General features: G+C 66.5%; 18 protein-coding genes and 3 tRNA genes. 10 read left to right on the top strand and 11 right to left on the bottom strand.

The features are described 5' to 3' along the window. The 7 genes from RCF34_RS11375 to RCF34_RS11405 form a co-directional block, all read right to left on the bottom strand. The coding region (locus tag RCF34_RS11375) for a GTP-binding protein (RefSeq protein WP_308708964.1) at window positions 1–141 on the bottom strand (141 nt) is incomplete at its 3' end. An 83-nt stretch (window positions 142–224) separates the two neighbouring features. Next, a tRNA-Thr gene (locus RCF34_RS11380) sits at window positions 225–300 on the bottom strand. 20 nt (window positions 301–320) lie between these two features. Then, a tRNA-Gly gene (locus RCF34_RS11385) sits at window positions 321–394 on the bottom strand. A gap of 23 nt (window positions 395–417) precedes the next feature. After that, a tRNA-Tyr gene (locus RCF34_RS11390) sits at window positions 418–502 on the bottom strand. Window positions 503–722: 220 nt separating this feature from the next. Next, window positions 723–2,264 carry a phosphoenolpyruvate carboxykinase gene (locus RCF34_RS11395; RefSeq protein WP_133860551.1) on the bottom strand — a complete coding sequence of 514 codons (1,542 nt, stop codon included), beginning with the start codon at window positions 2,262–2,264 and terminating at the stop codon, window positions 723–725. 104 nt (window positions 2,265–2,368) lie between these two features. Continuing rightward, window positions 2,369–3,262, bottom strand: a complete 894-nt coding sequence (gene hslO, locus RCF34_RS11400; protein ID WP_308708273.1) for an Hsp33 family molecular chaperone HslO — start codon at window positions 3,260–3,262, stop codon at window positions 2,369–2,371. 107 nt (window positions 3,263–3,369) lie between these two features. Continuing rightward, on the bottom strand, window positions 3,370–3,753 hold the full coding sequence (locus RCF34_RS11405) for a S4 domain-containing protein (RefSeq protein WP_308708274.1): 384 nt from the start codon (window positions 3,751–3,753) through the stop codon (window positions 3,370–3,372). Window positions 3,754–3,871: 118 nt separating this feature from the next. Here RCF34_RS11405 and RCF34_RS11410 point away from each other — a divergent pair, with 118 nt between their 5' ends. Genes RCF34_RS11410 through rimK form a run of 3 tightly spaced genes read left to right on the top strand, consistent with a single transcriptional unit; the run spans window position 3,872 to window position 6,042 of the window. Further along, entirely contained in the window at window positions 3,872–4,648 is a 777-nt protein-coding gene (locus tag RCF34_RS11410) for an EAL domain-containing protein (protein WP_308708275.1), read from the top strand. 15 nt (window positions 4,649–4,663) lie between these two features. Then, window positions 4,664–5,140 (top strand): ATP-dependent zinc protease, encoded by a 477-nt coding sequence (locus RCF34_RS11415; protein ID WP_145151788.1) that lies wholly within the window; start codon window positions 4,664–4,666, stop codon window positions 5,138–5,140. Next, entirely contained in the window at window positions 5,137–6,042 is a 906-nt protein-coding gene (gene rimK / locus RCF34_RS11420; protein WP_027598254.1) for a 30S ribosomal protein S6--L-glutamate ligase, read from the top strand. The genes RCF34_RS11415 and rimK overlap by 4 nt, the downstream gene beginning before the upstream one ends. A gap of 58 nt (window positions 6,043–6,100) precedes the next feature. On the opposite strand, the gene RCF34_RS11425 is transcribed toward rimK, so the two are convergent. Next, the gene (locus tag RCF34_RS11425) at window positions 6,101–7,420 is read right to left on the bottom strand and encodes an ATP-binding protein (protein ID WP_308708277.1); all 1,320 of its coding nucleotides are present in this window, start codon (window positions 7,418–7,420) and stop codon (window positions 6,101–6,103) included. A 137-nt stretch (window positions 7,421–7,557) separates the two neighbouring features. Between RCF34_RS11425 and RCF34_RS11430 the strand changes: the two genes are divergently transcribed. Continuing rightward, on the top strand, window positions 7,558–8,430 hold the full coding sequence (locus RCF34_RS11430) for an undecaprenyl-diphosphate phosphatase (protein WP_308708278.1): 873 nt from the start codon (window positions 7,558–7,560) through the stop codon (window positions 8,428–8,430). Window positions 8,431–8,625: 195 nt separating this feature from the next. Here the strand turns inward: RCF34_RS11430 and ompR are convergent, their stop codons facing one another. Beyond that, entirely contained in the window at window positions 8,626–9,360 is a 735-nt protein-coding gene (ompR, locus tag RCF34_RS11435) for a two-component system response regulator OmpR (RefSeq protein WP_027598251.1), read from the bottom strand. 175 nt (window positions 9,361–9,535) lie between these two features. Between ompR and RCF34_RS11440 the strand changes: the two genes are divergently transcribed. From RCF34_RS11440 to gshA, 3 genes are all read left to right on the top strand, one after another. Then, a complete protein-coding gene (locus RCF34_RS11440) occupies window positions 9,536–11,854 on the top strand; it encodes a Tex family protein (RefSeq protein WP_308708279.1) in 2,319 nt (772 codons plus the stop codon). A gap of 2 nt (window positions 11,855–11,856) precedes the next feature. Further along, window positions 11,857–12,240, top strand: a complete 384-nt coding sequence (locus RCF34_RS11445) for a PaaI family thioesterase (RefSeq protein WP_308708280.1) — start codon at window positions 11,857–11,859, stop codon at window positions 12,238–12,240. Between the two features lie 210 nt (window positions 12,241–12,450). Further along, entirely contained in the window at window positions 12,451–14,028 is a 1,578-nt protein-coding gene (gshA, locus tag RCF34_RS11450) for a glutamate--cysteine ligase (protein ID WP_308708281.1), read from the top strand. 894 nt (window positions 14,029–14,922) lie between these two features. Here the strand turns inward: gshA and argA are convergent. Both argA and argE read right to left on the bottom strand, forming a co-directional pair. Further along, the gene (gene argA / locus RCF34_RS11455) at window positions 14,923–16,221 is read right to left on the bottom strand and encodes an amino-acid N-acetyltransferase (RefSeq protein WP_308708282.1); all 1,299 of its coding nucleotides are present in this window, start codon (window positions 16,219–16,221) and stop codon (window positions 14,923–14,925) included. 163 nt (window positions 16,222–16,384) lie between these two features. Next, window positions 16,385–17,545, bottom strand: coding sequence for an acetylornithine deacetylase (gene argE, locus RCF34_RS11460; protein ID WP_308708283.1), 1,161 nt, complete (start codon window positions 17,543–17,545; stop codon window positions 16,385–16,387). Between the two features lie 171 nt (window positions 17,546–17,716). Here argE and RCF34_RS11465 point away from each other — a divergent pair, with 171 nt between their 5' ends. The 3 genes from RCF34_RS11465 to RCF34_RS11475 all read left to right on the top strand — a co-directional run bounded on the left by RCF34_RS11465 (window position 17,717) and on the right by RCF34_RS11475 (window position 25,421). Continuing rightward, window positions 17,717–19,066 (top strand): inorganic triphosphatase, encoded by a 1,350-nt coding sequence (locus RCF34_RS11465; protein ID WP_308708284.1) that lies wholly within the window; start codon window positions 17,717–17,719, stop codon window positions 19,064–19,066. 188 nt (window positions 19,067–19,254) lie between these two features. Then, on the top strand, window positions 19,255–21,036 hold the full coding sequence (locus RCF34_RS11470; protein ID WP_308708285.1) for a GspE/PulE family protein: 1,782 nt from the start codon (window positions 19,255–19,257) through the stop codon (window positions 21,034–21,036). Window positions 21,037–21,074: 38 nt separating this feature from the next. Further along, window positions 21,075–25,421 (top strand): PAS domain S-box protein, encoded by a 4,347-nt coding sequence (locus tag RCF34_RS11475; RefSeq protein ID WP_308708287.1) that lies wholly within the window; start codon window positions 21,075–21,077, stop codon window positions 25,419–25,421. The last annotated feature ends 75 nt before the right edge of the window (window positions 25,422–25,496 follow it).

A 25,496-nucleotide genomic window follows, 5' to 3' on the forward strand; every position in this document is an offset into this window, starting at 1 on the left:
GAAACCACGAGCGGAACCGCCCCAGGTGTCGGCACAGACCTTGGTCAGCGCTGCGGTCAGCGTGGTCTTGCCATGGTCGACGTGACCGATGGTGCCCACGTTCAGGTGCGGCTTGTTACGTTCAAACTTTTCTTTAGCCATCGACACTCTCTCCCTTCACGAATTGAGCAAAGCAATGCCGCCATTAAAACAAAGGCAGATATTTTCATATCTGCCTTTTAAGATGGAGCTCATGAGCGGATTTGAACCGCTGACCTCACCCTTACCAAGGGTGTGCTCTACCAACTGAGCTACATGAGCGAAACATTTGCCAGTCAAACTGGAGCGGGTAGCGGGAATCGAACCCGCATCATCAGCTTGGAAGGCTGAGGTTCTACCACTGAACTATACCCGCAGAGCCTAAGCGCTCTAGCAATCTGGTGGAGGGGGAAGGATTCGAACCTTCGAAGTCTGCGACGTCAGATTTACAGTCTGATCCCTTTGGCCACTCGGGAACCCCTCCAAAGTGAGGCGGCATTTTCTTCATCTGCCCCCCTCTTGTCAAGGATCTTTTTAAAATCTCCTTAACAATCAATGCTTTCGCCTCGCTCGCTAGCGTTATCAGCGAAAGCGGGCGCAGTTTATGCAATCGCAGTGGACCATGCAACCCCAAGACGCAAAAAAAGCTTAAAAAACAAAGGCCACCCTAGCGGCGGCCTTTGTTTGCAGACAATCGCCCCTGCTTACAGCTGGGGACCGGCGGCCAGAATGCCTTCGGATACGCCGGAGAACTTCTTGAAGTTCTCGACGAACTTGCCAGCCAGCTCGCGCGCCGCCGCATCATAGGCAGCGCCATCCTGCCAGGTGTCGCGGGGATTGAGCAGGACGCTGTCCACGCCGGGAACGGCGACCGGGACGTCGAGATTGATGACCGGCACGTGGCGGGTCTCGGTACCGATGAGGGCACCACTCTGGATCGCCGCGATGACCGCACGGGTAGTCGGGATGTTGAAGCGCTTGCCGACGCCGTAACCGCCACCGGTCCAGCCGGTGTTGACCAGGTACACCTTGGAGCCGAAGCCCTGGATGCGCTTGATCAGCAGATCGGCGTACTCGGCCGCCGGACGCGGGAAGAAGGGTGCGCCGAAGCAGGTGGAGAAAGTCGACTTGATACCGGGACCGGAACCCATCTCGGTCGAGCCGACCAGGGCGGTGTAGCCGGACAGGAAGTGGTAGGCCGCCTGCTCGTTATTGAGGATGGATACCGGGGGCAGGACGCCGGTGAGGTCGCAGGTCAGGAAGATGACCGCGTTGGGCTCGCCACCCAGATTGTGCTCGGCGCGCTTGTCGATCAGTTCGCGCGGATAGGCCGCCCGGCTGTTCTGGGTCAGGCTGTCGTTGGCATAGTCGGGGTGACGGGTCTGGGGATCCAGGACCACGTTCTCCAGGACGGCGCCGAACTGGATGGCCTTCCAGATGACCGGCTCGTTCTTCTCGGACAGGTCGATGCACTTGGCGTAGCAACCACCTTCCATGTTGAAGACGGTGCCCACGCCCCAGCCATGCTCGTCATCACCGATAAGGTAGCGGCTCTGGTCGGCGGAAAGGGTGGTCTTGCCGGTACCGGACAGACCGAAGAACAGGGTGACGTCACCCTCCTCGCCCACGTTGGCCGCGCAGTGCATCGGCAGCACGTCCTTTTCCGGCAGCAGGAAGTTCTGCACCGAGAACATGGCCTTCTTCATCTCGCCGGCGTAGCGCATACCGGCGATCAGCACCTTGCGGGCCGCGAAGTTGATGATGACGGTACCGTCGGAATTGGTGCCGTCACGCGCGGGCTCGCAGACAAACTCGGGCGCGTTGATGATCTCCCAGGCCGGCTTGGACTGGGGATTGTATTCGGCCGGATTGATGAACAGGCAGCGGCCGAACAGGTTGTGCCAGGCGGTCTCGGTACGCATGACGACGGGCAGGTAGTGCTCTACATCAGCGCCTACATGCACGTGGGAGACGAATTGATCACGCTCGTCCAGGTAAGCGCTGACGCGCTCCCACAGCGGCGCGAACTTCTCCTCCGGGAAGGCACGATTGATCGGCCCCCAGTGGATGGCATCGCGCGTGGAGGCTTCCTCGACGATAAAGCGATCTACCGGCGAACGCCCCGTGCGATGCCCCGTCTTGACGACCAGCGAGCCATTGGCGGCCAGCTCTCCTTCGCCACGTCGCAGGGACTCTTCCACTAACTGCGCGACGCTGATATCGGTATACACGTTGGCTTTCGTCATTTCGTTCCCCATGGCCCTGGGCCGTTCCTCATGCTTGTAGCTCTTACACGGCAGAACTACACGTTGCGGGATTATGCCAGAAAGCCTTCGGGCTTTTGCAACGGCTAGTGCCGGGTATTTCCCGGGGTTTGCGTGCCGCCGCCCGCAAAAATCTGCGCGATATCGGCAGCGTCGAACACCTGCTGTTCATTGCAAAACTGACAATCGACCCGAATTTGTCCGTCCTGTTCGTCGAGCAGGCTCTCGACGTCCGGCTGGCCCATGCTGACCAGGGCATTGGCCGCGCGGTCACGGGAGCAGCTGCAGCTGAAGGCCACTGGCTGCTCGTCGAACAGGCGTACCTTTTCCTCGTGGAACAGGCGGTGCAGGATCACTTCGTTGTCGAGACCCAGCAGCTCTTCGGCCGTGAGGGTATCGGCCAGGGTGACCACGTGCTCCCAGCTGTCCTGGCGGGCCTGGGCGTCCTTGATCCGCGACGGCGGCAATTGCTGGAGCAGCAGGCCGCGGGCGCGGCGGCCATCGGCGTTCAGCCAGAAACGGGTGGGCAACTGCTCGGAGGTGGCGAAATAGCCGGACAGGCACTCAGCCAGATTCGCACCCTCCAGCGAGACGATACCCTGGTAGCGCTGGCCATGGCGCGGGTCGATGGTGAGGGCCAGGACGCCATCGGGCATGAGCTCGCTCAAGGAGGCGGACGCCGTGATCTCGGCCTCTTCGTAGCGCGCGATACCGCGCACCTCGCGCTCACTGGAGCACTCGACCATGAGCAGCGGGATGGGACCGCTGGAGCGCGCCTGCAGCACCAGCAGCCCTTCGAACTTGAGGGTTCCACACAGCAGCGCGGCCGCCGCGAGCAGCTCGCCCAGCAGCTGGGCCACGGGCTCCGGATAGGCATGCTTGGCGAGGACCTCGACGTAGCTGCGATCCAGGGTGGCCAGTTCGCCGCGGACGTCGGTTTCGTCGAACAGGAAACGTTGGGTGAAATCGTGGGAAGTCATGAACTACCTATATAAGGAAGGAGGCCGCGAAGCGTGGCGTTCACGGCGCACGCCAGGACCGGCGAGCGGACCTGGCCATTGAGAGGCTCCGGCGAGCCGCGACGAACTCAGTCGTCGAACGGATGGACGTACTCGCGGAACTGATGGATCTGGCGCCGCTGCTTCTTGGTGGGACGGCCATCGGTCTGCACGCCGAGGTTGCCGGCCTTGCGGGCGGCCGCGGCCTGTTCGCGCGCCTTGAGGCTTTCCGGCGTCTCGGTATAGAGCTGCTGAGCTTCGGGCGCACCCCGGCGGTTCTGCGACAGGGCGACGATCACTATCGTCTTTTCGTCATAGCCCTGCCGGATGGTGAGGACGTCACCGATGCGCGGCTCCTTGCTCGGCTTGCAGCGTTCGCCACGGCACTGGATCTTGCCGCCTTCCAGAGCCGCCTTGGCCAACGCGCGGGTCTTGAAAAAACGCGCGGCCCATAGCCATTTATCGAGGCGCATCCGTTCTTCAGTGTGATCTACTGCATACATCGAATAAAAGGTCCCCTGTTAGGTCTTAGACTCTTCTCAAGAACTCTAAACCATCGGACCGACGCTGCAAGCGCGCCTCTGGAGAGCCATGACCACATTCTTCCCTTCCGACCTGACCGGCCAGACCCGCTGCACAGGGTGCCAGCAGTCGGAACCCCTGGGCTTCGACTTCGACTTCGCCTATCAGCCCATCGTGGACCTGGGCCAAGGCGCAGTCTTCGCCCGGGAGGCGCTGGTGCGCGGACCAGGCGGCGAAGGCGCGCTGTCCGTACTCAACCAGGTGACCGACAGCAACCGCTATCGCTTCGACCAGCTTTGCCGCACCAAGGCCATTGCCACCGCGGCGGCCCTGGGCATGCGGGAGAGCCTGTCGATCAACTTCCTGCCCAACGCCGTCTACCGCCCGGAGTTGTGCATTCGCAGTACGCTGGCCGCCGCACGCGAGCATGGCTTTCCGCTGGAACGGCTGATCTTCGAGACCGTGGAAACCGAACACGTCGCGAGTGACCATCTGACGAACATCCTGCGCGAGTATCAGCAATTCGGCTTCAAGACCGCCATCGACGACTTCGGCGCCGGTCATTCCGGCCTGACGCTGCTGGCCGAATTCCAGCCGGACCTGGTCAAGCTCGACATGGCGCTCATTCGCCACATCGACCGGGACCAGGTGCGGCGGACCATCGTGCGCAACCTGATCGTCATGTGCCGCGAACTGGGTACCCAGGTGATCGCCGAAGGGGTGGAGACCGTGGCCGAACGCGATTGCCTGCGTGACCTCGGCATCGAGCTGATGCAGGGGTATCTGTTCGCCAAACCAGCCTTCAAACAGCTCATTGACCCGCAACATTTAGGCGGAGGCCACTGATTTCAAGGAGCAGCGATGAGCAATTCCGCCGAACCGGTCATTATCGGCCTGAGTGAGTGGGTGGCCCTGCCCGACCTGGGCGTGGTGGGCTTGAGAGCCAAGATCGATACCGGTGCCAGCACTTCGGCGTTGCATGCGACGGAAGTCCAGCCGTTCATGCGCGGCAAGGAACGCTGGGTGAGGTTCACCGTGCACCTGGGGACACTGGTCCAGTCCCGTCATCGCCATTGCGAAGCACCCCTGGTGGCGAAAAAGACCATCCGCAGCTCCAATGGCATCGCCCAGACCCGTTATGTCATCCGCACCCTGCTCGCCCTGGGCGAGTGCCAGTGGCCGGTGGAATTCACCCTGGCCTGCCGCAAGAGCATGCGCTATCGCATGCTGCTCGGTTCCAAGGCATTGATCGATGGTGGCCTGCTGGTGAATCCGGCCGTCTCCTATGCGCAAGACAAACCCCAGTTGTCCCTTTCTCCGGCCTCCGGTGCCCCATGAAAATCGCCGTTCTCTCGCGTAACCCCAATCTGTATTCCACCCGGCGCCTGGTCGAAGCCGGCGTCAGCCGCGGCCATGAGGTGGTCGTGGTCGACACCCTGCGCGCGTACATGAACATCGCCAGCCACAAGCCGCAGATCCATTACCGCGGCAAACCGCTGGAGGGCTTCGATGCGGTCATTCCGCGCATCGGCGCCTCGGTGACCTTCTATGGCTGCGCGGTGCTGCGCCAATTCGAGATGCAGGGCGTCTTTCCGCTCAACGAGAGCGTGGCCATCAGCCGTTCGCGCGACAAGCTGCGCTCCCTGCAGCTGCTCTCGCGCAAGGGCATCGGCCTGCCGGTGACCGGCTTCGCCCATTCGCCGGACGACGTGCCGGACCTTATCCAGATGGTCAACGGCGCCCCCCTGGTGATCAAGGTGCTGGAGGGCACCCAGGGCATCGGCGTGGTGCTCTGCGAGACCGAGAAGGCGGCCGAATCGGTGATCGAGGCCTTCATGGGTCTCAAGCAGAACATCATGGTGCAGGAATACATCCGCGAGGCGGGCGGCGCGGACATCCGCTGCTTCGTGGTCGGCGACAAGGTGATCGCGGCGATGAAGCGGCAGGCGGCGCCGGGGGAGTTCCGTTCGAACCTGCATCGTGGTGGCACCGCCAGCCTGATCAAGATCACCCCCGAGGAGCGCATGACCGCCTTGCGCGCGGCCCGGGCCATGGGCTTGAGCGTCGCGGGGGTGGACATCCTCAGATCCAATCACGGTCCCCTGGTGATGGAGGTCAATTCCTCGCCCGGCCTGGAAGGCATCGAGCAGACCACCGGCAAGGACGTGGCCGGGATCATCATCGAGTACCTGGAAAAGAACGCCGAGCCGGGGCTGACCCGGACCAAGGGCAAGGGCTGAGGCTTCCGTTTTAGGAGTTGTTGGGCTTCGCTAGCGCCTAGCCCAACCTACACGAGCTTCAGCTGGCGCTACGGGGTAGCAGCAGGCCCAAGGGCAACAGTACTCGGGCTTCCACCCCGCCGCCGTCGCGATTGCGCAGCTCGGCGCTGCCGCCGTGCTGCGCGGCGATGCGCTTGACGATCGCCAGGCCCAGCCCCGAGCCGCTGACGGTACGGGCACGATTGCCACGAGTGAAGGGATTGAAGATGTCCTGCAGGTCCTTGGGATCGATGCCGGGACCGCGATCCATAACGCTCAGGGCGACATAGGGCGCGGTGGCGGAGCCTGCGACCTGCCCGACCACTTCGATACCACCACCGCCACCATGGCGCAGGGCGTTTTCCACCAGGTTGGTCAGCAGCCGCTTGAAGGAGATGCGCCGTACCGGCAGCGGCGGCAGGACATCCAGCATCAGCCGTACCCGCTCCGTCTCCTGGTTGTAGGGCGCCACCACCTGGCGGGCCAGTTCGTTGAGATTGGTGAGCTCCTGGGGTTCGTCGCGACCGTCGCGGACGAAGGCGAGGAACTGGTCGAGGATGGCGTTCATGTCCTCGATGTCGCGGATCATGTCCTCGGCTTCTTCGCGCTCGGCCGGCGGCATCAGTTCCACCGCCAGACGCAGGCGGGTCAGGGGCGTGCGCAAGTCATGGGAGACCCCAGCCAGCATCAGTTCGCGTTCGCGGCCCGCCTGCTCGACGTCCTCGGCCATCTGGTTGAAGGCATGGTAGACATCCTGGATCTCGCTCGGGGCATCGGTCTCCGGCAGCCGTACGCTGCGGCCCTTGCCCAGCTCGCGGGCGGCATTCACCAGGCGCCTGAGGGGCTGGTTGAGCTGCCGGACGAAGACCCAGGCGGCGCCGGTGGACAGTAGGCCGATGGCGAAAAACCAGCCCAGCACGCTCCAGATGTGCTGCCCGCGCAGGGGATGGGCCATGAGCGGGATCTTGATCCAGTCCGGCCCCAGGGAGGGCGCCAGGACCCACATGGCCGGACCATGCTGGACCCGCACCCGCACCTCGGTTTCCTCGCCCAGCTCCTGTTTCATCTGGCGCTCGAAGATCTCGCTGTAGGGCCAATGGTATTCCCCGGCCGGCACGGTCTCGGGTGATTCGTAGCGCAGGCCGGCAGCCTGGGCGATGCGCGGGCGCTCGGACTCCGGAGTGGCCCAGTAGGCCTTGAGCGTCAGGGCCGCGCCATGGCTGTACTGGCGATCGACCAGGACGTCCTCGTTGAGCAGCAGATAGACCAGGGTCAGCGCCTTGGAAAACAGCACCGCGAGCAGGACCATCCACAGCGAGCGGGCGAAGAAACTCTGGGGAAACCAGCTGGGCGCCTTCATCGATCAGGATTTCCGCGCGAAACGGCGCGAAAGCCATCACAACCTCTGGGGTTGCAGGGTCCAGATAGGCCACCCGACGCGGACACATTCGGATACATTTGCTCGTCCATTTCTTCCCTTCAACTTGGAGTTCTCTCGTGTCCGACATCTGCCAGACCGGCCTGGACATCGGCTTCGCCTCGCTCAGCTACGCGCAGATCGCCTTTCTAGGCGTGGTGCAGGGTATCACCGAGCTGCTTCCCATTTCGTCCACCGCGCACATGCGGGTGGTTCCCGCCCTGCTCGGCTGGCGCGATCCCGGCTCGGCCTTTTCCGCCGCCATGCAGATGGCGGCCCTGGCCGCGGTGATCAGCTACTTCTGGCGCGACGTCAGCGGCGTGACCCGCGGCAGCCTCGCCGCGGTGCGCCAGCGTGACTTCGACAGCCCGGACTTCCTGCTGGCGATGATGATCGTGCTGGCGACCATTCCCATCTGCATCGCCGGCCTCCTGCTGGCGCCCCTGCTCAATGCCTGCGACTCGCCGCTGCGGGGCCTCGGTGTCATCGGCTACGCCTGCCTGGCCATGGCCGCCCTGCTGGCGCTGGCGGAGCGGATCTGCCGGCACAACAGAGACATCTCGCAGATGCGTCTGCGCGATGCGCTGATCGTGGGGATCGCCCAGGTCGGGGCGTTGATTCCGGGCGTGTCCCGTTCCGGCTCGACCCTGACCGCCGCCATGTTCCTCAATCTGCGGCGCGAGGAAGCCGCGCGCTTCTCCTTCCTGCTCGGCCTGCCGGCCATCGCCCTGGCCGGACTCAAGGAGCTGGTGGTGCTCTGGCACGCGCACATCCCGGCCGAAGCCTGGTCGCTGCTGCTGGTGGGATTGCTGGTGGCGAGCCTGTCGGCATTCGCGGCGATCTGGGGCCTGATGCGCTTTCTGGAGCGTTTCTCGACCTGGCCCTTCATCATCTATCGCGCGCTACTGGGGATCTTCCTGCTGGTGGGCGTGCACCAGGGGCTATTCGCCTGAGAGCCTATTCAAAGTCAGCTGCGCGTCGGCCAAACAGGGTTGAAAAGACCCTGGGTCGCCAGCCCGGTCGGAATGCTCATTTACGCTTTGTAAACTCGTACGCGAGCCCGGTCCGCTTCCTCAGGTCTTTTCGCCTCGTTTGGCTCTAGCTCGCAAGACTTTGAACACGCTCTGCATACGCCTGGTACTGAGAACTTACTTGCCGGCGCCGTCCGGCACGAAGACGTAGCCCACGCCCCAGACGGTCTGGATGTAGCGCGGCTTGGACGGATCGGGCTCGATCATCCGGCGCAGGCGCGAGATCTGGACGTCGATGGAGCGCTCCAGGGCATCCCATTCGCGACCACGGGCCAGATTCATCAGCTTGTCGCGGGTCAGCGGCTCACGGGCGTGGTCGACCAGTGCCTTGAGCACGGCGAATTCGCCGGTGGTGAGCATGTGGGTCTCTTCGCCACGCTTGAGTTCGCGGGTGGCCAGGTGCAGGGCGTAGTCGCCAAAGGTCACCACCTCGTCGGTACCGGCAGGAGCGCCAGGTACCACCGGGGCCTGACGGCGCAGCACGGCCTTGATGCGGGCTACCAGCTCCAGCGGATTGAAGGGCTTGGCCAGGTAGTCGTCGGCGCCCTGGTCGAGCCCCTGGATGCGGCTGCCTTCGTCGCCCTTGGCGGTCAGCATGATGATGGGGATGCGATTGCCGCTCTCGCGCAGTCGGCCGCAGGCGGACAGACCGTCTTCGCCGGGCATCATCAGGTCCAGCACGACCAGGTTGAAGACCTCGCGGGCCAGCAGGCGGTCCATCTGCTCGGCACTTTCGACCGTGCGTACGCGATAGCCCTGTTCGGCCAGAAAACGCTCCAAGAGGCGGCGCAGCCGGGCGTCGTCGTCGACGACCAGGATCTTTTCACCTTCCGGGGCAACGGGGGTGCTCATAATATCTCCTTGTGATCTAGCACTGGATTATGCCGTAGGCCATCCGACCGCGGCATTGGGCCATTGTTAGCAGATTTTGCCCGCGCTGGGGCGGCGGCGCTGGCACGGGAGGCAGGGCTCCGGCGGGCTCGGGTATACTGCGGCCCGCTTTTTCTCGTGCAAGCCAGGTAGCCCGATGGATATCAATAGTCGCATCGCCGAAGAGCTCGGCGCCCGCCCGCAACAGGTCGCCGCCGCCGTGGCCCTGCTCGACGAAGGGTCGACCGTGCCCTTCATCGCCCGTTATCGCAAGGAAGTCACCGGCAGCCTGGACGACACCCAGCTGCGTCATCTCGAAGAGCGGCTGCGCTATCTGCGCGAGCTGGAAGAGCGCCGCGGCGCGGTGCTGGCCTCCATCGAGGAGCAGGGCAAGCTGACCCCCGAACTGGCCCGCGAGATCAATCTGGCCGACACCAAGACGCGCCTGGAAGACCTCTACCTGCCCTACAAGCAGAAGCGCCGCACCAAGGGCCAGATCGCCCTGGAAGCCGGCCTCGGCCCGCTGGCCGACGCCCTGCTGCAGGATCCGACCCTGACCCCGGAGACCGAGGCGGCCGCCTATGTCGATGCGGACAAGGGTGTGGCGGACACCAAGGCCGCCCTGGAAGGCGCCAAGTACATCCTCATGGAACGCTTCGCCGAGGACGCCGACCTGCTGGCTCGGCTGCGCGGCGTCCTGCAGCAGGACGCCATTCTCAGCGCGCGCCTGGTGCCGGGCAAGGAGACCGAAGGCGCCAAGTTCAGCGACTACTTCGAGCATGACGAGCCCTTCAAGGCGGTGCCGTCGCACCGTGCCCTGGCGATCTTCCGTGGCCGCAACGAAGGCATCCTCAGCGCCGCGCTCAAGCTCGGCGAAGAAGGCCCGGGCATCGCCCATCCCTGCGAGGGACTGATCGCTACGCATTTCGGCCTGAAGAACCAAGGTCGTGCCGCGGACAAGTGGCTTTCCGAGGTGGTGCGCTGGACCTGGAAGGTCAAGCTCTATACCTCCCTGGAAACCGACCTGCTCGGCGAGTTGCGCGAAAAGGCCGAGGAAGAGGCCATCGCGGTCTTCGCCCGGAACCTGCACGACCTGCTGCTGGCCGCGCCGGCCGGTCCGCGCACTACCCTGGCGCTGGACCCGGGTCTGCGTACCGGCTGCAAGGTCGCGGTGGTGGATGCCACCGGCAAGCTGCTGGCCACCGACACGGTCTATCCCCATGCGCCGCGCAATCAGTGGGACCAGACCCTGGCTACCCTCGGCGTGCTCTGCACCAAGCATGGCGTGGACCTGATCGCCATCGGCAACGGCACCGCCAGCCGCGAGAGCGACAAGCTGGCCGGCGAACTGATCAGCAAGTACCCGGGCCTGGGCCTGACCAAGGTGATGGTCAGCGAAGCCGGCGCCTCGGTGTACTCCGCGTCGGAGCTGGCCGCCCGGGAATTCCCCGATCTGGACGTCTCCCTGCGTGGCGCCGTGTCCATCGCCCGCCGCCTGCAGGATCCGCTGGCGGAGCTGGTGAAGATCGAGCCCAAGTCCATCGGCGTCGGCCAATACCAGCACGACGTCTCCCAGCTCAAGCTGGCGCGCAGCCTGGACGCCGTGGTGGAAGACTGCGTGAACGCCGTGGGCGTGGACGTGAATACCGCCTCCGCCGCCCTGCTGGCGCGGATCTCCGGTCTCAACGCCACCCTGGCGCAGAACATCGTGCAGTTCCGCGACGCCAACGGTGCCTTCGCCACCCGCGAGGCCCTGAAGAAGGTACCGCGCCTGGGCGAGAAGACCTTCGAGCAGGCCGCCGGCTTCCTGCGCGTGATGAGTGGCGCCAATCCGCTGGACGCCTCGGCGGTGCACCCGGAGACCTATCCCCTAGTGCAGCGCATCGCCGCCGATACCGGCCGCGACATCCGCTCGCTGATCGGCGATTCGGCCTTCCTCAAGCGTCTGGATCCGAAGAAATTCACCGACGAGAGCTTCGGCCTGCCGACGGTGACCGACATCCTCCAGGAACTGGACAAGCCCGGTCGCGACCCGCGTCCGGAATTCAAGACCGCGGTGTTCCAGGACGGCGTGGAGAAACTCTCCGACCTCAAGCCCGGCATGGTGCTGGAGGGCGTCATCACCAACGTCACCAACTTCGGCGCCTTCGTCGACATCGGCGTGCACCAGGACGGCCTGGTGCATATCAGCGCCCTGTCGGAGAAATTCGTCAAGGATCCCTACGAGGTGGTCAAGGCGGGTGACATCGTCAAGGTCAAGGTGATGGAGGTGGACGTGCCGCGCAATCGCGTGGGCCTGTCCATGCGCATGGGCGACACCCCCGGCGAGAAGGTCGACGGCAAGCCCGGCGCTCAGGCCCGCGGCAACGGCGGCAAGCCCCGCGCCGACAAGGGCGCCCCGCGCCAGAATCAACCGGCTCCGGCCAACCAGGCCATGGCGTCGCTGTTCGCCAATGCCAAGCAATTGAGGAAATAGGTATGAGCGGATCTCTCGCAGGCAAGGACAGCGCCTTCAGCACCCTGCTGGGCATGACCATCCACAAGGCCGAGGGTGGCGAGTCCGAGGTGCGCATGAGCGTGCAGGACAGGCTCATCAACCTGCACGGCAAGCTGCACGGCGGTGCCATCTTCTCGCTGATCGACACCGCCCTGAGCCAGGCCAGCCACAGTCTGTTCGACGGCCAGGCCGGCAGCGTGACCCTGGAGTGCAAGGTCAACTACGTGCGTGGCGTCAGGGACGGCGAACTGGTCTGCCGCGCCCGGGTGATCCACCCGGGCCGCAAGACCCATGTGCTGGAAGCCCAGGTGCATCAGGGCGACAAGCTGATCGCCCTGGCCCAGGCGACCTTCGCCTGCCTGTGACCGGCCCGGCCGGGTGGCGGCGAAGCGGCGCATATCGCCCTTTGCCGTCGCCTGAGCTACGCTGGGAGCCAACCGAGCGGGTTGCGGTCTGAGGCTTGAACCCGGACCGCGGCAGTGACTGCTGCCCCCGCGTCGGTCCTGGCCGGCAACCCTCATTTCAGTCGGTTTCTTCTACCCTGCCCGGGGCGAGTACCGCCAAAGGAAGTCAACTTGAGCGATATCCTGTCCCGCCGCCTGGCCCTGCTCGGCGCTGATCCCACCCTTCTGGCCGAATGCCTACACGGCATCGAGCGCGAGACCCTGCGGGTGGACGCCCGTGGCCAGCTGTCCCGTCGCCCCCATCCCCGGGCACTGGGCTCGGCCCTGACCCATCCGCAGATCACCACGGACTACTCCGAGGCCCTGCTCGAATTCATCACCCCCACCGGCACCCGCACGCCCGAGGTGCTGGACGCGCTGGACCGGGTACACCGCGCCGCGGTCGCAGAACTCGAGGGCGAGCGCCTCTGGAGCGGCTCCATGCCCTGCGCGCTGCCGGCGGAGGACGAGATCCCCATCGCCGACTACGGCAGCTCCAACATCGGCCGGCTCAAGCATGTCTATCGCCGCGGCCTGGCCCTGCGCTACAGCCGCACCATGCAGTGCATCGCCGGCATCCACTACAACTTCTCGCTACCGGAAGCGGCCTGGGAGCGCCTGCGCCAGCAGGAAGGTGACGCCCGCGATGCCCGCGACTACCAGTCGGCACGCTACATCGCCCTGATCCGCAACTTCCGCCGCTACAGCTGGCTGCTGATGTACCTGTTCGGCGCCTCGCCGGCGCTGGACGTGGGCTTCCTGCGCGGCCGGCCGCACCAGTTGCAGACCCTCGATGAGCGGACCCTCTATCTGCCCCATGCCACCAGCCTGCGCATGAGCGACCTGGGCTACCAGAGCAACGCCCAGGCCAGCCTGACGCCGGACTACAACGACCTGACCACCTACACCGAGAGCCTGAGACGTGCGGTGGGCACGCCCTACCCGCCCTATGCGGAGATCGGCACGCACCAGAACGGCGAGTGGGTGCAGCTCAACACCAACATCCTGCAGATCGAGAACGAGTACTACGCCACCATCCGCCCGAAGCGCGTCACGCGCAGCGGCGAGCGGCCGGTGCAGGCGCTGATGGCGCGCGGCGTGCAGTACATCGAGGTGCGCTGCCTGGACATCGATCCCTTCCTGCCGCTGGGCATCGATACCACCGCCGCCCTGTTCCTCGACGCCTTCCTGCTCTATTGCGCCCTGGAAGGCAGCCCGCCGCTCAACGGCGAGTGCAGCGAATGCACCGACAACTTCGCCAGCGTGGTGCGTGAAGGCCGCAAGCCCGGTCTGCGTCTGCAGCGGCACGGCGCCTCGGTGACCATGATCGACTGGGCGGCGGAGATGTTCGACCAGATCGAGCGTTGCGCCGAGACCCTGGACGCCAGCCTGGGCGGTGACGCCCATCGCCGGGCGGTGGCAGTGCAGCGGCAGAAGGTCGCCGATGTCCGCCTTACCCCCTCGGCGCGGGTGCTGCAGGAGTTGCGCGAACGCAACGAGAGCTTCGCCGAATTCGGCCTGCGCCAGAGCGAGGCCCATGCGGCCTATTTCGCCAGCCACCCGCTAAACGATGGCGAGCGTGAGGGTTATGCGCAGATGGCGCGTCAGTCGCTGGACGAGCAGGCGGAGATCGAGGCGGCGCCCCAGGGGGATTTCGATACCTTCGTAGCGGCCTATCAGGCGAGCATTCTGGCGACGATCGGGGTGTAGATACGTAGGTTGGGTTGAGACGGCTCCATCGTCGAAACCCAACGTTGTGGTGCCAAAGAGCTTGTTGGTGCCCTAGCTGTTCATTGAGCTTTGCTGGTGTTTCTTGTTTCGCCCACCCGGGCGACTCACTTTTTTCAGTCACGAAAAAAGTAAGCAAAAACGCTTGCCCCGACCATCCGGCCCTCCGCTACGCTACGGATGACTCGCGTTGCTCGCCCTTCGGGCCAGCCTGCGGCTGTTACTCCGCTACGCTACGTTTCGTTCACGCCAGCGCCGTTCCGGGGTCGGCCTACACGGGCCGTCCATGGCCCGTTAGGCCTCTCGCCGCAGCCCTGCGGCTCGACCCACTCCACGACACTGGCGTTCGCCCTCCTGCACGGAGCGTTTCGCCAGACTGAAAGTTCTGGTTGCAGAGCCGTGAACAGCCCGTAGCCCGTAGCCCGTAGCGTGGACAACGGCGCAGCCTTGTCCACGGAGCATGGACATGCGTACCAGTGGAAAACGCTGTGCGGTTTTCCACGCTACAAAGGTGTAAGCACCAGGCATCAGGCTGACGCCCCGTCCCCGTCAGTGAGGTCGAGTGCAGGTGTCGCGCAAGGGGATGCGAGGCAGGACGCCGAGCAAGGCGTGAGGGGCAGGAGGCCCCTTCGTGCCGTGCCCCTGGAGCGGCGCCGGAGCGAGGGGACCCGGAGCGCAGCGGAGGGCCGAACTGTCGGGGCGTGCTTTCTTTTGCTTACTTTTCTTTGCACGAGCAAAGAAAAGTGAGTCGCCGGCCAGGCGAAACAAGAGCCACCAGCAAACTTCAATAACTAGCTGATGCGCCCGTAGGCCAAACCCACAGTACCGTTGGGCTTCGACGATGCAGCCGTCTCAGCCCAACCTACGAGCGCGCCCTTACAGGCCCTTCTCGAAGATCTTCGAATTGCGCTGGAAGTTGTACAGCGACGCCCGCGCGGCAGGCAGGCGTTCCACGCCGCTCGGCTCGAAGCCGCGCTCGCGGAACCAGTGGGCGGTCTTGGTGGTGAGCACGAACAGGGTGCCGAGGCCGCGCTCGCGGGCGCGCTGTTCGATGCGCGCCAGCAGGGCGTCGCCACGGCCGCCGTGGCGGTAGTCGGGATTGACCGCCAGGCAGGCCAGCTCGCCCGCCGCCGAGTCGGCGATGGGATAGAGCGCCGCGCAGGCGATGATCAGGCCTTCGCGTTCGACGATGCTGAATTGTTCGATCTCGCGCTCCAGTACCTCGCGGGAACGGCGCACCAGGATGCCCTGCTCTTCCAGCGGGCGGATCAGCTCCATCAGGCCACCGACATCGGCGATGGTCGCCTCGCGCAGGGTCTCGAAGGGTTCCTGGGCCACCAGGGTGCCGCTGCCGGCGCGGGTGAAGAGTTCGGTGAGCAGGGCGCCGTCCTCGGCGTAGCCGACGATGTGGCAGCGGCGCACCCCGCCGCGGGTGGCCTGGGCGGCGGCGTCGAGCAGTTCGGCCTGGTAGGAGCTGCCCAGGCGCGCCAGATGGGTGGGGATCTGCTGCGGGCCGATCTCGCGGATCAGCGCGCCCTGTTCGTCCAGCAGACCCGGTTCGGCACCGTAGAGCACCAGCTTGTCGGCGCCCAGGTCGATGGCGGCGCGCATGGCGACGTCTTCGCAGGCCAGGTTGAAGGTCTCGCCGGTGGGGGAATAACCCAGTGGCGAGAGCAGCACGATGGTGCGCTCGTCGAGCAGGCGACCGATGCCGCGGCGGTCGATGCGGCGGACTTCGCCGGTGTGGTGGAAGTCGACGCCGTCCTGCACCCCCACCGGGCGCGCGGTGACCAGGTTGCCGCTGGCGACCCGCAGGCGCGAGCCCTGCATGGGCGAGGCGGCCATGTCCATGGACAGCCGCGCCTCGATGGCGCTGCGCAAACTGCCGACAGCGTCGATCACCGCCTCCAGAGTCGGGCCGTCGGTGATGCGCAGGTCGTTGTAGAAGCGCGGTTCGATGCCACGGGCGGCCAGGCGCGATTCGATCTGCGGGCGCGAACCGTGCACCAGCACCAGGCGCACGCCCAGGCTGTGCAGCAGCACCAGGTCGTGGACGATGTTGCCGAAGTTGGGATGGGCGACGCCGTCACCGGGCAGCATGACGACGAAGGTGGCGTCGCGATGGGCGTTGATATAGGGCGAGGCGTGGCGGAGCCAGTTGACGTAATCGTGCATCGAGACGAAGACCCTTGGAGGATAGGCGGGAGGGTGAACGAGGGCAGGCAGGGCGTTCAGCGTCGTCGCAGCACGGAGGTTCCTCGACAGGGAGCGGATGGGCAGGCAGCGTCAGTAGACCGCCTGGAGTTTACAAAAAGTCACGCCGGGCGCGCGGGTCTGTTCATCGGGCGACGGCGGCCTCGCCCAGGCAGTAGTGGCCGATCAGTTGCTGCAGCAGCCTGACGGTAGGCGCGATCCGCGCCAGCGCCAGGTGTTCCTCGGGCTGGTGCGCGCAGCCGATGTCGCCGGGGCCGAGGACCAGCACCTCCTGGGTGATCGCCTGCAGATAGGGCGCCTCGGTGGCGAAGGCCACGGCGTCGGCGCGGTGCCCGGTCAGGCGTTCGGCCAGGCGCACCAGCTCGGCCTCGGCCGGCTGCTCGAAGGGCGGCACGGCGGGAAACAGCGGCTGGTAGTCGATCCGCACCCCGAAGCGCTCGGCGACCGGCTGCAGCCGCCCGCGGATGGCCTGGCGCAAGGCCTCGGGCTGCATGCCCGGCAACGGGCGCAGGTCGAATTCCAGGGCGCACTGGCCGCAGATGCGGTTGGGGTTGTCGCCGCCATGGATGCAGCCCAGGTTGAGGGTCGGCTGGGGCACCAGGAACAGCGGATTGCGGTATTCGCGCTGCCACTGGGCGCGCAGGTCGAGCAGCTCGCCCATCACCGCCTGCATGGCGTCCAGGGCGCTGTGGCCCAGGCTCGGATCGGAGGAATGGCCGCTCTGGCCGAGGATGTCGATGCGCTCCATGAGGATGCCCTTGTGCAGGCGAATCGGCCGCAGCCCGGTCGGCTCGCCGATCACCGCGGCGCGGCCCAGGGGGCGGCCAGCCTCGGCCAGCACCCGGGCGCCGTCCATGGAGGATTCCTCGTCGCAGGTGGCGAGCACGATCAGCGGCTGGCGCAACTGGCGCGGATCCAGTTCGCGCATCGCCTCGAGGATCAGCGCGAAGAAGCCCTTCATGTCGCAGCTGCCCAGGCCGTACCAGCGATCGTCGGCTTCACGCAGACGCAGGGGGTCGGCCTGCCAGAGCGCGGCGTCGTAGGGCACGGTATCGGTATGGCCGGCCAGCACCAGGCCGCCCGGCCCGCTGCCCAGGGTGGCGATCAGGTTGAACTTGCCCGGCGTCACCTCCTGGGTCTCGCAGGCGAAGCCCAAGGCGCCGAACCAGTCGCTCAGGCGGGCGATGACGCCGGCATTGGACTGGTCCAGCGCCGCCTGGGTGCAGCTCACCGAGCTTTCGGCGATGAGGGTCGAGAACAGAGCTTTCAGCGCGGGCAGGGTCATGCGGGGTCTCCTGGTCACGGCTCCATCATGGCGCCATCCGCCGTGCGATGAAACCTTCATGGGCCTTGGCGACGCGGACCGGCTAAACTAGCGGCCACGTTCTCGCCGTCCGTCGTCATGACGCGCTCGGCACGGAGCCGGACCGTTCTCTTCCGGCGCCAGGATCCTCCGATGGCCAAAGAAACCGAAATCAAGCTGCGCGCCAGTGCGGCCACCCTCGACGCCCTGCGCGCTCATCCGCTGCTGAAGAAGCGCTGCAAGGAGGGCTGGCAACGCCACGAACTCTCCAACTGCTATTACGACACCGACACCCGCGACCTGGCCCATGCCAAGGTGGCCCTGCGCGTGCGGCGTGATGGCGAGCGCTATATCCAGACGCTCAAGAGCCGCGGCCAGAGCCTGGCCGGGCTGTCCGAGCGCAACGAATGGGAATGGCCACTGGCCGATGCCACCCTGGACACCGCGCTGTTCGACGACAGCTGCTGGCCGGCGGAGCTGGCCGACCTGGACCTGCGCCGCCTGCAGCCGGTGTTCGATACCGATTTCGTCCGCGACGCCGCGGAAATCGCCTGGGGCCGGGGCAAGGCCCGGACCATCATCGAAGTCGCCCTCGACCAGGGCGAGGTGCGTGCCGGCGACCAGCGCGAGGCCATCGCCGAGGTCGAGCTGGAATTGCGCCAGGGCGAACCGGCGACGCTGCTGGAGCTGGCCGAGCAACTGGCCGCCGAGCTGCCGCTGATGCCCTGCGACATCAGCAAGGCCGAGCGCGGCTATCGCCTGCACGATGCATCGAGCTACACCCTCTATCTGTCCGCCCCGGAACTGGACGCCGAGACGCCGCTGGACGAGGCCGTCGCCCGCCTCGGCTGGCACCTGCTGGCCGGCAGCCAACGCCTGGCCGAACAGTATCGCTGGAACGGCCACTGGCGCCTGCTGGTGGACTGGGTGCACCAGCTGATCGACCTGCGCGCCCTGCTCGGCAGCCTCGGCCAGGCCGCCCCGCGGGCCACCAGCCGCGACCTGCGCCAGGCCCTCGATGAGTTGCTCGCCGACTGGCGACCGCTGGCCGCCATCGGCCAGGACGACGAGGAAGCCCGCCGCCAAGCGCCGCAGCGCTTCGCCGCCGAACTGGAGCAGCCGCGCTGGGGCCTGTTCTCCCTGCGCGCCGCGCGCTGGCTGCATGAGCGCACCTGGATCCAGGGGCGTACCGGCCGCGGCGAGCGCCAGGGCGTGACGCCGCTGGGCCAATGGCTGCCGCGCCTCCTGGCCCAGGAGGCGGCCGAACTGCCGCTGCTGCGCGCCATCACCGAACCCGAGCTGATCCAGCAGCAGCTGCCGCGCCTGGAGCGGATGCAGGTCTGGCTGCACCTGGCGCGTGGCGCCCTGGAGCTGCCTGAGGCCGACCGCCTGTATGGCGAGCTGGGCAAGCTGGCGCCGCTGAGCGCCCGTGGCGATCTCGCCGGGGTAGCCGAACAGGCGCGCCTGGTCTACGGCCTGGCGCCGTGGAAAGCCCTGGCCTGAGCCGCCGGATGGCAGGAACGCCTGGCGCGTCCAGCCGTCCATCCTGATGGCACAAGGCCGCGAGCGATTCCTTAAAACAAAATCGCTATGCTGGAGGAGGCGACCATCCTGACGGGTACGGCAGGCGGGTCGTCCCCGGTCAGGCGCCGGGTGTCACCCCGGTGCGACCACCTTTCCAAGGAGTCCAGATGTCCGCCATAGCTTCCCCTTCCGCTGATCGTTGGCTCGACCTGGGCGACATCCTGCGCGAGCTGGTCAGCCAGCAGCGGATCGATCAGCAGACCGCCGAGCAGTGCCTGCTCTTGCGCCGCGGCTCGGCCAATCCGCAGCAGCATCCGCTGGAATTCCTCGCGGCGCAGAGCGTGGACGACCTCAGTCGCCCGGGGCGCAAGCTGGACCTGGACAGCCTCACCCGCTGGCTCGCCGAGTATTCGGGCCAGCCCTTCTACCGCATCGATCCGCTCAAGGTGGACGTGGCCTCGGTCACCCCGCTGATGTCCTACGCCTTCGCCCAGCGCAACAAGATCCTCGCCGTGGCGGTGAGCCCGGACGAGGTGACGGTGGCCAGCGCTCAGCCCTTCGTGCACAGCTGGGAGAGTAACCTCACCCATGTGCTGCAGCGGCCGATCAAGCGCGTGGTGGCCAGCCCCGCGGACATCACCCGCTACACCCAGGAATTCTTTCGCCTGGCCCGCTCGGTCACCGGCGCCTCGGCGGTGGAGCAGAAGACCAGCGGCGTCGGTAACTTCGAGCAACTGGTCAATCTCGGCGCCGCCGATGGCGAGCCGGATGCCAACGACGCCCACATCGTCAACATCGTCGACTGGCTGTTCCAGTACGCCTTCCAGCAGCGCGCCAGCGATATCCATGTCGAGCCGCGCCGCGAGCAGGGCGCGGTGCGCTTTCGCATCGACGGGGTGCTGCACACCGTCTACCAGTTCCCGGCCCAGGTCACCCTGGCGGTGGTCAGCCGGATCAAGAACCTCGGCCGCATGAACGTCGCCGAGAAGCGCAAGCCCCAGGACGGCCGGATCAAGACACGCATGGCCGGCGAGAAGGAAGTCGAACTGCGCCTGTCGACCATGCCCACCGCCTTTGGCGAAAAGCTGGTGATGCGGATCTTCGACCCGGACGTGCTGCTCAAGAGCTTCGACCAGCTCGGCTTTTCCGCCGACGACCTGCGCCGCTGGGCCGGCATGACCGGGCAACCCAACGGCATCATCCTGGTCACCGGTCCCACCGGTTCGGGCAAGACCACCACGCTGTACACCACCCTCAAGCAGCTGGCCACGCCCGAGGTGAACGTCTGCACCATCGAAGACCCCATCGAGATGGTGGAAGACGCCTTCAACCAGATGCAGGTGCAGCCCAACATCGAGGTGACCTTCGCCAGCGGCGTCAGGGCGCTGATGCGGCAGGACCCGGACATCATCATGATCGGCGAGATCCGCGACCTGGAGACCGCCGAGATGGCCATCCAGGCGGCCCTGACCGGGCACCTGGTGCTTTCCACCCTGCACACCAACGACGCCCCCAGCTCGGTGAGCCGGCTGATCGAACTGGGCGTGCCCTACTACCTGATCCGCGCCACGGTGCTGGGCGTCATGGCCCAGCGCCTGGTGCGCACCCTCTGCCCGGCCTGCAAGACGCCCATCGAACTGGACCCGGCCACCTGGCAGGAACTGACCAAGCCCTGGAACGCGCCGCTGCCCACTGGCGCCATGCAGCCGGTGGGTTGTCCGGAGTGTCGCGACACCGGCTATCGCGGTCGTGCCGGGGTATACGAAATCCTCACTCTCTCCGATAGTCTGCGCGAACTGGTGACGGTGGATACCGACATCACCGCGCTGCGGCGGCAGGCGTTCAAGGAAGGCATGCGCAGCCTGCGGCTGTCCGGTGCGCAAAAGATCGCCGCCGGCTTCACCACCGTGGAAGAAGTCCTGCGTGTCACGCCCCAGAGCGAACGTTAAGGCCCAGCAGCCCGCGAGCGGAACAAGGATAGCCAGCCGTGCAGACAACCTTCGTGAACCCTGCCGTGGGTGTCGAGGACGCCGAGCAGCGCCGCCGCCGGCAGGAGGCCCTGGCCGCCTATGGCCTGCTCGACAGCCAGCCGGAGCCGGCCCTCGACGATCTGGTGGAGCTGGCGGCCACCCTCTGCGAAACCCCTATCGCCGCGGTCAACCTGCTTGGTGAAGAGCAGCAGCTGTTCATTGCCGAACGCGGCCTGGGCGTAGCGGAAATCCCCCTGGCCCTGTCCTTTTGCCAGCACCTGCACGCGGCCCGGGAGGCGCGGCAGATCGAAGACCTGAGCCAGGACCCGCGCTTCACCGGCAATCCCCTGGTGACCGATCCGGCGGGCCTGAGATTCTACGCCGGGGCTCCATTGCGCACGACCGAAGGCGTCTTTCTCGGCACCCTCTGCGTGCTCGACTGGCAACCGCGCGAGCTGAGCGCCGCGCGCCTGAGCGGACTCGAGCGGCTCGCACGCCAGGTGCTACGCCTGTTCGAGACGCGGCTGGAGGCGGCGTCGCCGGCGCGGCACAGCACCCTCGACGAAACCCACTACCGCGCCCTGATGGACGTCAATCCGCAGATCATCTGGTTCGCGCGTCCCGATGGCAGCTTCGAATACGCCAATCGCTACTGGTACGAATACAGCGGCCTGAGTCCGGCCAACGTCGTCGCCGACCCCGATCTCTGGACCGATGCCATCCATCCCCAGCAGCGTCCGCAACTGTTGCGGCGCTGGCGCGAGGTGCGCGAGCAGAGAGTCGCCGGCCGCCTGGAATTGCAGCTGCGCGATGCCGAGGGCCACTATCGCTGGTTCGAAACCCGCACCATGCCCTTCACCAACGCCAGCGGCGAGATCGAGCACTGGGTCGGCGTGGCTCAGGACATCGACAGCCGCAAGCGGGCGGAAACGGCGCTGCGGGAGAGCGAGGCCTTCGCTCATCTGCTGCTCGAATCGACCCATGAAGGCTTCTGCGCCCTGGATCGCGAGGGTCGCGCCACCCTCTGCAACCGCGCCTTCCGGCAGATGCTCGGCCTGTCCGAGGAGCGCGACCTCCTCGGCGAGCGCCTGGACACCCGGCTCAGCTCCGCACGCAGCGAGGAGGGTGCGCGAGCCCTGCAGCGCGCCGCCAGCGAAGGCGCCACCCTGCACCTGTCCGCCGACGCCCTGCTGCGCGAGGACGGCAGTCTGCTGCCGGTGGAATGGCGCGCCCAGCCGCTCTGGCGCGATGGCGAGCTCCAGGGCGCCATCTGCACCTTCGTCGACCTCAGCGAGCGCATCCGCAGCCATGATCGCCAGCGCTTCCTGCTCGAACTGGGCGACCTGCTGCACGGCGTGACCCACACCGGCGAAGTCGCCTCGGTGCTGGGCGACAGCCTCGGCCACCTGCTGGCCGTGCAGCGCATCGGCTATGCCCGGGTCGGCCGCGACGGCAGCCTGACCATCGACAGCGACTGGCTCGAACAGGGCCGAACCCACCGTCTCAATCTGCCCAGCCTGGCGCACTGGCACACCTCGGCGGTGGAGGAACTGCGCCGCGGCATCATCGTCAGCGTGGAAGACAGCACCCAGGACAGCCGCCTGGGCGAGATGCGTGCCAAGCTGGTGGACCATGGCGTACGCGCCGGCCTGGTGGTACCCCTGCTCGCCGAGGAACAGCTGGTCGGCCTGCTGTTCCTCTATGCCGATACGCCGCGTCACTGGACCATTGGCGACGTGGCCTTGGTGCGCGAGGTGGCGGAGCGCATCCGCATCGTCATCGAGCGCACCGCCGCGGCCGACGCCCTGCGCCTGGCCGAGCAGCGCATCGCCCTGGCCATGGACGTCGCCGACCTCGGTGTCTGGGACTATGACATCGACCGCGACCTGATCAGCTGGGATACCCGCCTCGCCCATCTGGTCGGCGCCACGGAGCGCCGCTGCACCCTGCGCGGCGCGGCGCTGCTGCGCGCCCTGCACCCCGCCGATGCGCCGCGGGTGCGGGCCTATGTCAGCGCGGCCATCCAGGGCGGCGGCAATGCCTATGACCTGCGGCTGACCTTTCGCGTCCGTAGTCCGCGCCAGGGCGAACCGGTGTGGCTGAGCATCCGCGGCCGCGAACGCCTGGAGCCCGGTGGACGCCGTCGACTGGTGGGTATCGCGCGCGACATCACCCGCGAACGCCACGACGCCGATCGCATCAGCGAGACCAATCGCCAGCTGCGCCGGCAGATCGAGGAGCGCCGCGAAGCCGAGGCCCGCCAGCATGCCTTGATCGAGCTGGGCGATCGCCTGCGCGAAGGCGATCCGGAAAGCGTCGGGGTCGCCGCCGCCCTGGAACTGGTCGGCACGCGGCTGGGCCTGCGCCGGGTCGGCTATGCCCGCCTGGACGAGAGCAGCGGCACCTTCGTCCCGCACCAGATGTGGACGTCCAACGGCCACTTCGACCAGGCCCTGGCCTATCCGCTGCTCGCCCCCGACAGCCTGGGCAACCAGGAGGGCGAAGCGCCCCTGGTGATCGACGACGTCAGCCAGGATCCGCGCGCCCAGGCCAATGCCCAGCGCCTGCTCGATCTGGAGATCGCGGCGCTGATCGACATTCCGCTCTACGAGGATGGCCGTGCGCGCGCGCTCTTCGTCGCCCATGACCAGCGCGCCCGGTTATGGACGGAAGGTGAGGTGCAATTCCTGCGCGACGTCACCGACCGGCTCTGGTCGGCCATCTGCCGGCAACGCTCCCAGGAGGCCCAGCGCGAGAGCGAGGGCCGGTTCCGCCTCATGGCCGACAGCGCTCCGGTGCTGATCTGGGCCTGCGATGCCGACGGCCAGCTGCAATTCGTCAACCAGCGCTTCGCCAGCGAATTCGATCTGCACGACGCCGATCTGCATGACCAGGGCTGGAGCGCCCTGCTCCCGGACAGCGAATGCCCAGCCTTCGAGGGCGCCTTCAAGCAGGCCGTCGCCACCCGCAGCGCACTGCGCGCCGAGGTGCGGGTGCGCAATGCCCAGGGCGAATGGCGTTGGCTACGCCTGGAGGGCACCCCGCGCCTGGAGCTCGACGGCGAATTCCATGGCCTGGTGGGCTGTGGCGTGGACGTCACCGAGGCGCGCCAGACCACCGACCAGCTGGAACAGCGCATCGCCGAACGTACCCAGGAGCTGGGGCGCAGCCATGCGCGGCTGATCGCCGAGATCTACGAACGCGAGCGCACCGAGGAAGCCCTGCGCCAGTCGCAGAAGATGGAAGCCATCGGCCAGCTCACCGGCGGCATCGCCCATGACTTCAACAACATGCTCACCGGCATCGTCGGCGCCCTCGACCTGATCCGCCTGCGCATCGCCAACGGCCGCACCCAGGATCTGGATCGCTACATCAACGCCGCGGTCAATTCGGCCGACCGCGCCGCCGCCCTTACCCATCGGCTGCTGGCCTTCGCCCGCCGTCAGACCCTGGACCCGCAGCCGGTGGACGTGCACCAGCTGGTCGGCTCGCTGCAGGATCTGCTGGTGCGCACCGTGGGCGAAAACGTCGCCCTGCGCCTGGATCTGGCACCGGTGGCCTGGCTCGCCCACAGCGATACCCACCAGCTGGAAAACGCCCTGCTCAACCTGGTCATCAATGGCCGCGATGCCATGCCCGCCGGCGGCGAGCTGTGCATCGCCACCGCCAACCTCAGCCTGGACGCCGAGGCCGCCGCGCGCGAATCCCTGACCCCGGGCGACTATGTTCGGGTGAGCGTGGCCGACACCGGCACCGGCATGCCACCGGAGGTCAAGGCCAAGGCCTTCGAGCCCTTCTTCACCACCAAGCCGGCCGGCCAGGGCACGGGGCTCGGCCTGTCGATGATCTACGGCTTCGTCAAGCAGTCCGGGGGCACCGCGCGCATCGACACCGAACAGGGCCAGGGCACCACCATCAGTCTCTATCTGCCGCGCCACCCCGAGGTCGCGGCGGCCAGCACCGATCAGCCGACGGTCAAGGTCGCGCCCCGTGCCGAGGCCGGCCAGACCGTGCTGGTGGTGGAGGACGAATACGCCGTGCGCATGATCGTGCTGGAGGTGCTCGCGGAACTGGGCTACACCGCCCTGGAGGCGAGCGATGCCGATGGCGCCCTGCCGATCATCGAAAGCGATCAGCGGCTGGACCTGCTCATCAGCGATGTCGGCCTGCCCGGCATGAACGGCCGCCAGCTCGCCGAGATCGCCCGTGGCCGGCGGCCCGAGCTCAAGGTGCTGTTCATCACCGGCTATGCCAAGAACGCCAAGGTACGCGGTGAATTCCTCGGCGAGAACATGGACATGCTGATCAAGCCCTTCGACATCGATGCCCTGGCGGAACGCATCCACAGCATGATCCAGCGCTAGCGCTGTGGAAAAGGTGCCTGCACGGCGCTCTGGAACTCAAAGGACGTCTGAGCTCTCTATAGGAAACCTCAAGAA

The organism is Pseudomonas sp. 102515, from assembly GCF_031085165.1.
In the GTDB taxonomy this organism is placed as follows: Bacteria; Pseudomonadota; Gammaproteobacteria; order Pseudomonadales; family Pseudomonadaceae; genus Chryseomonas.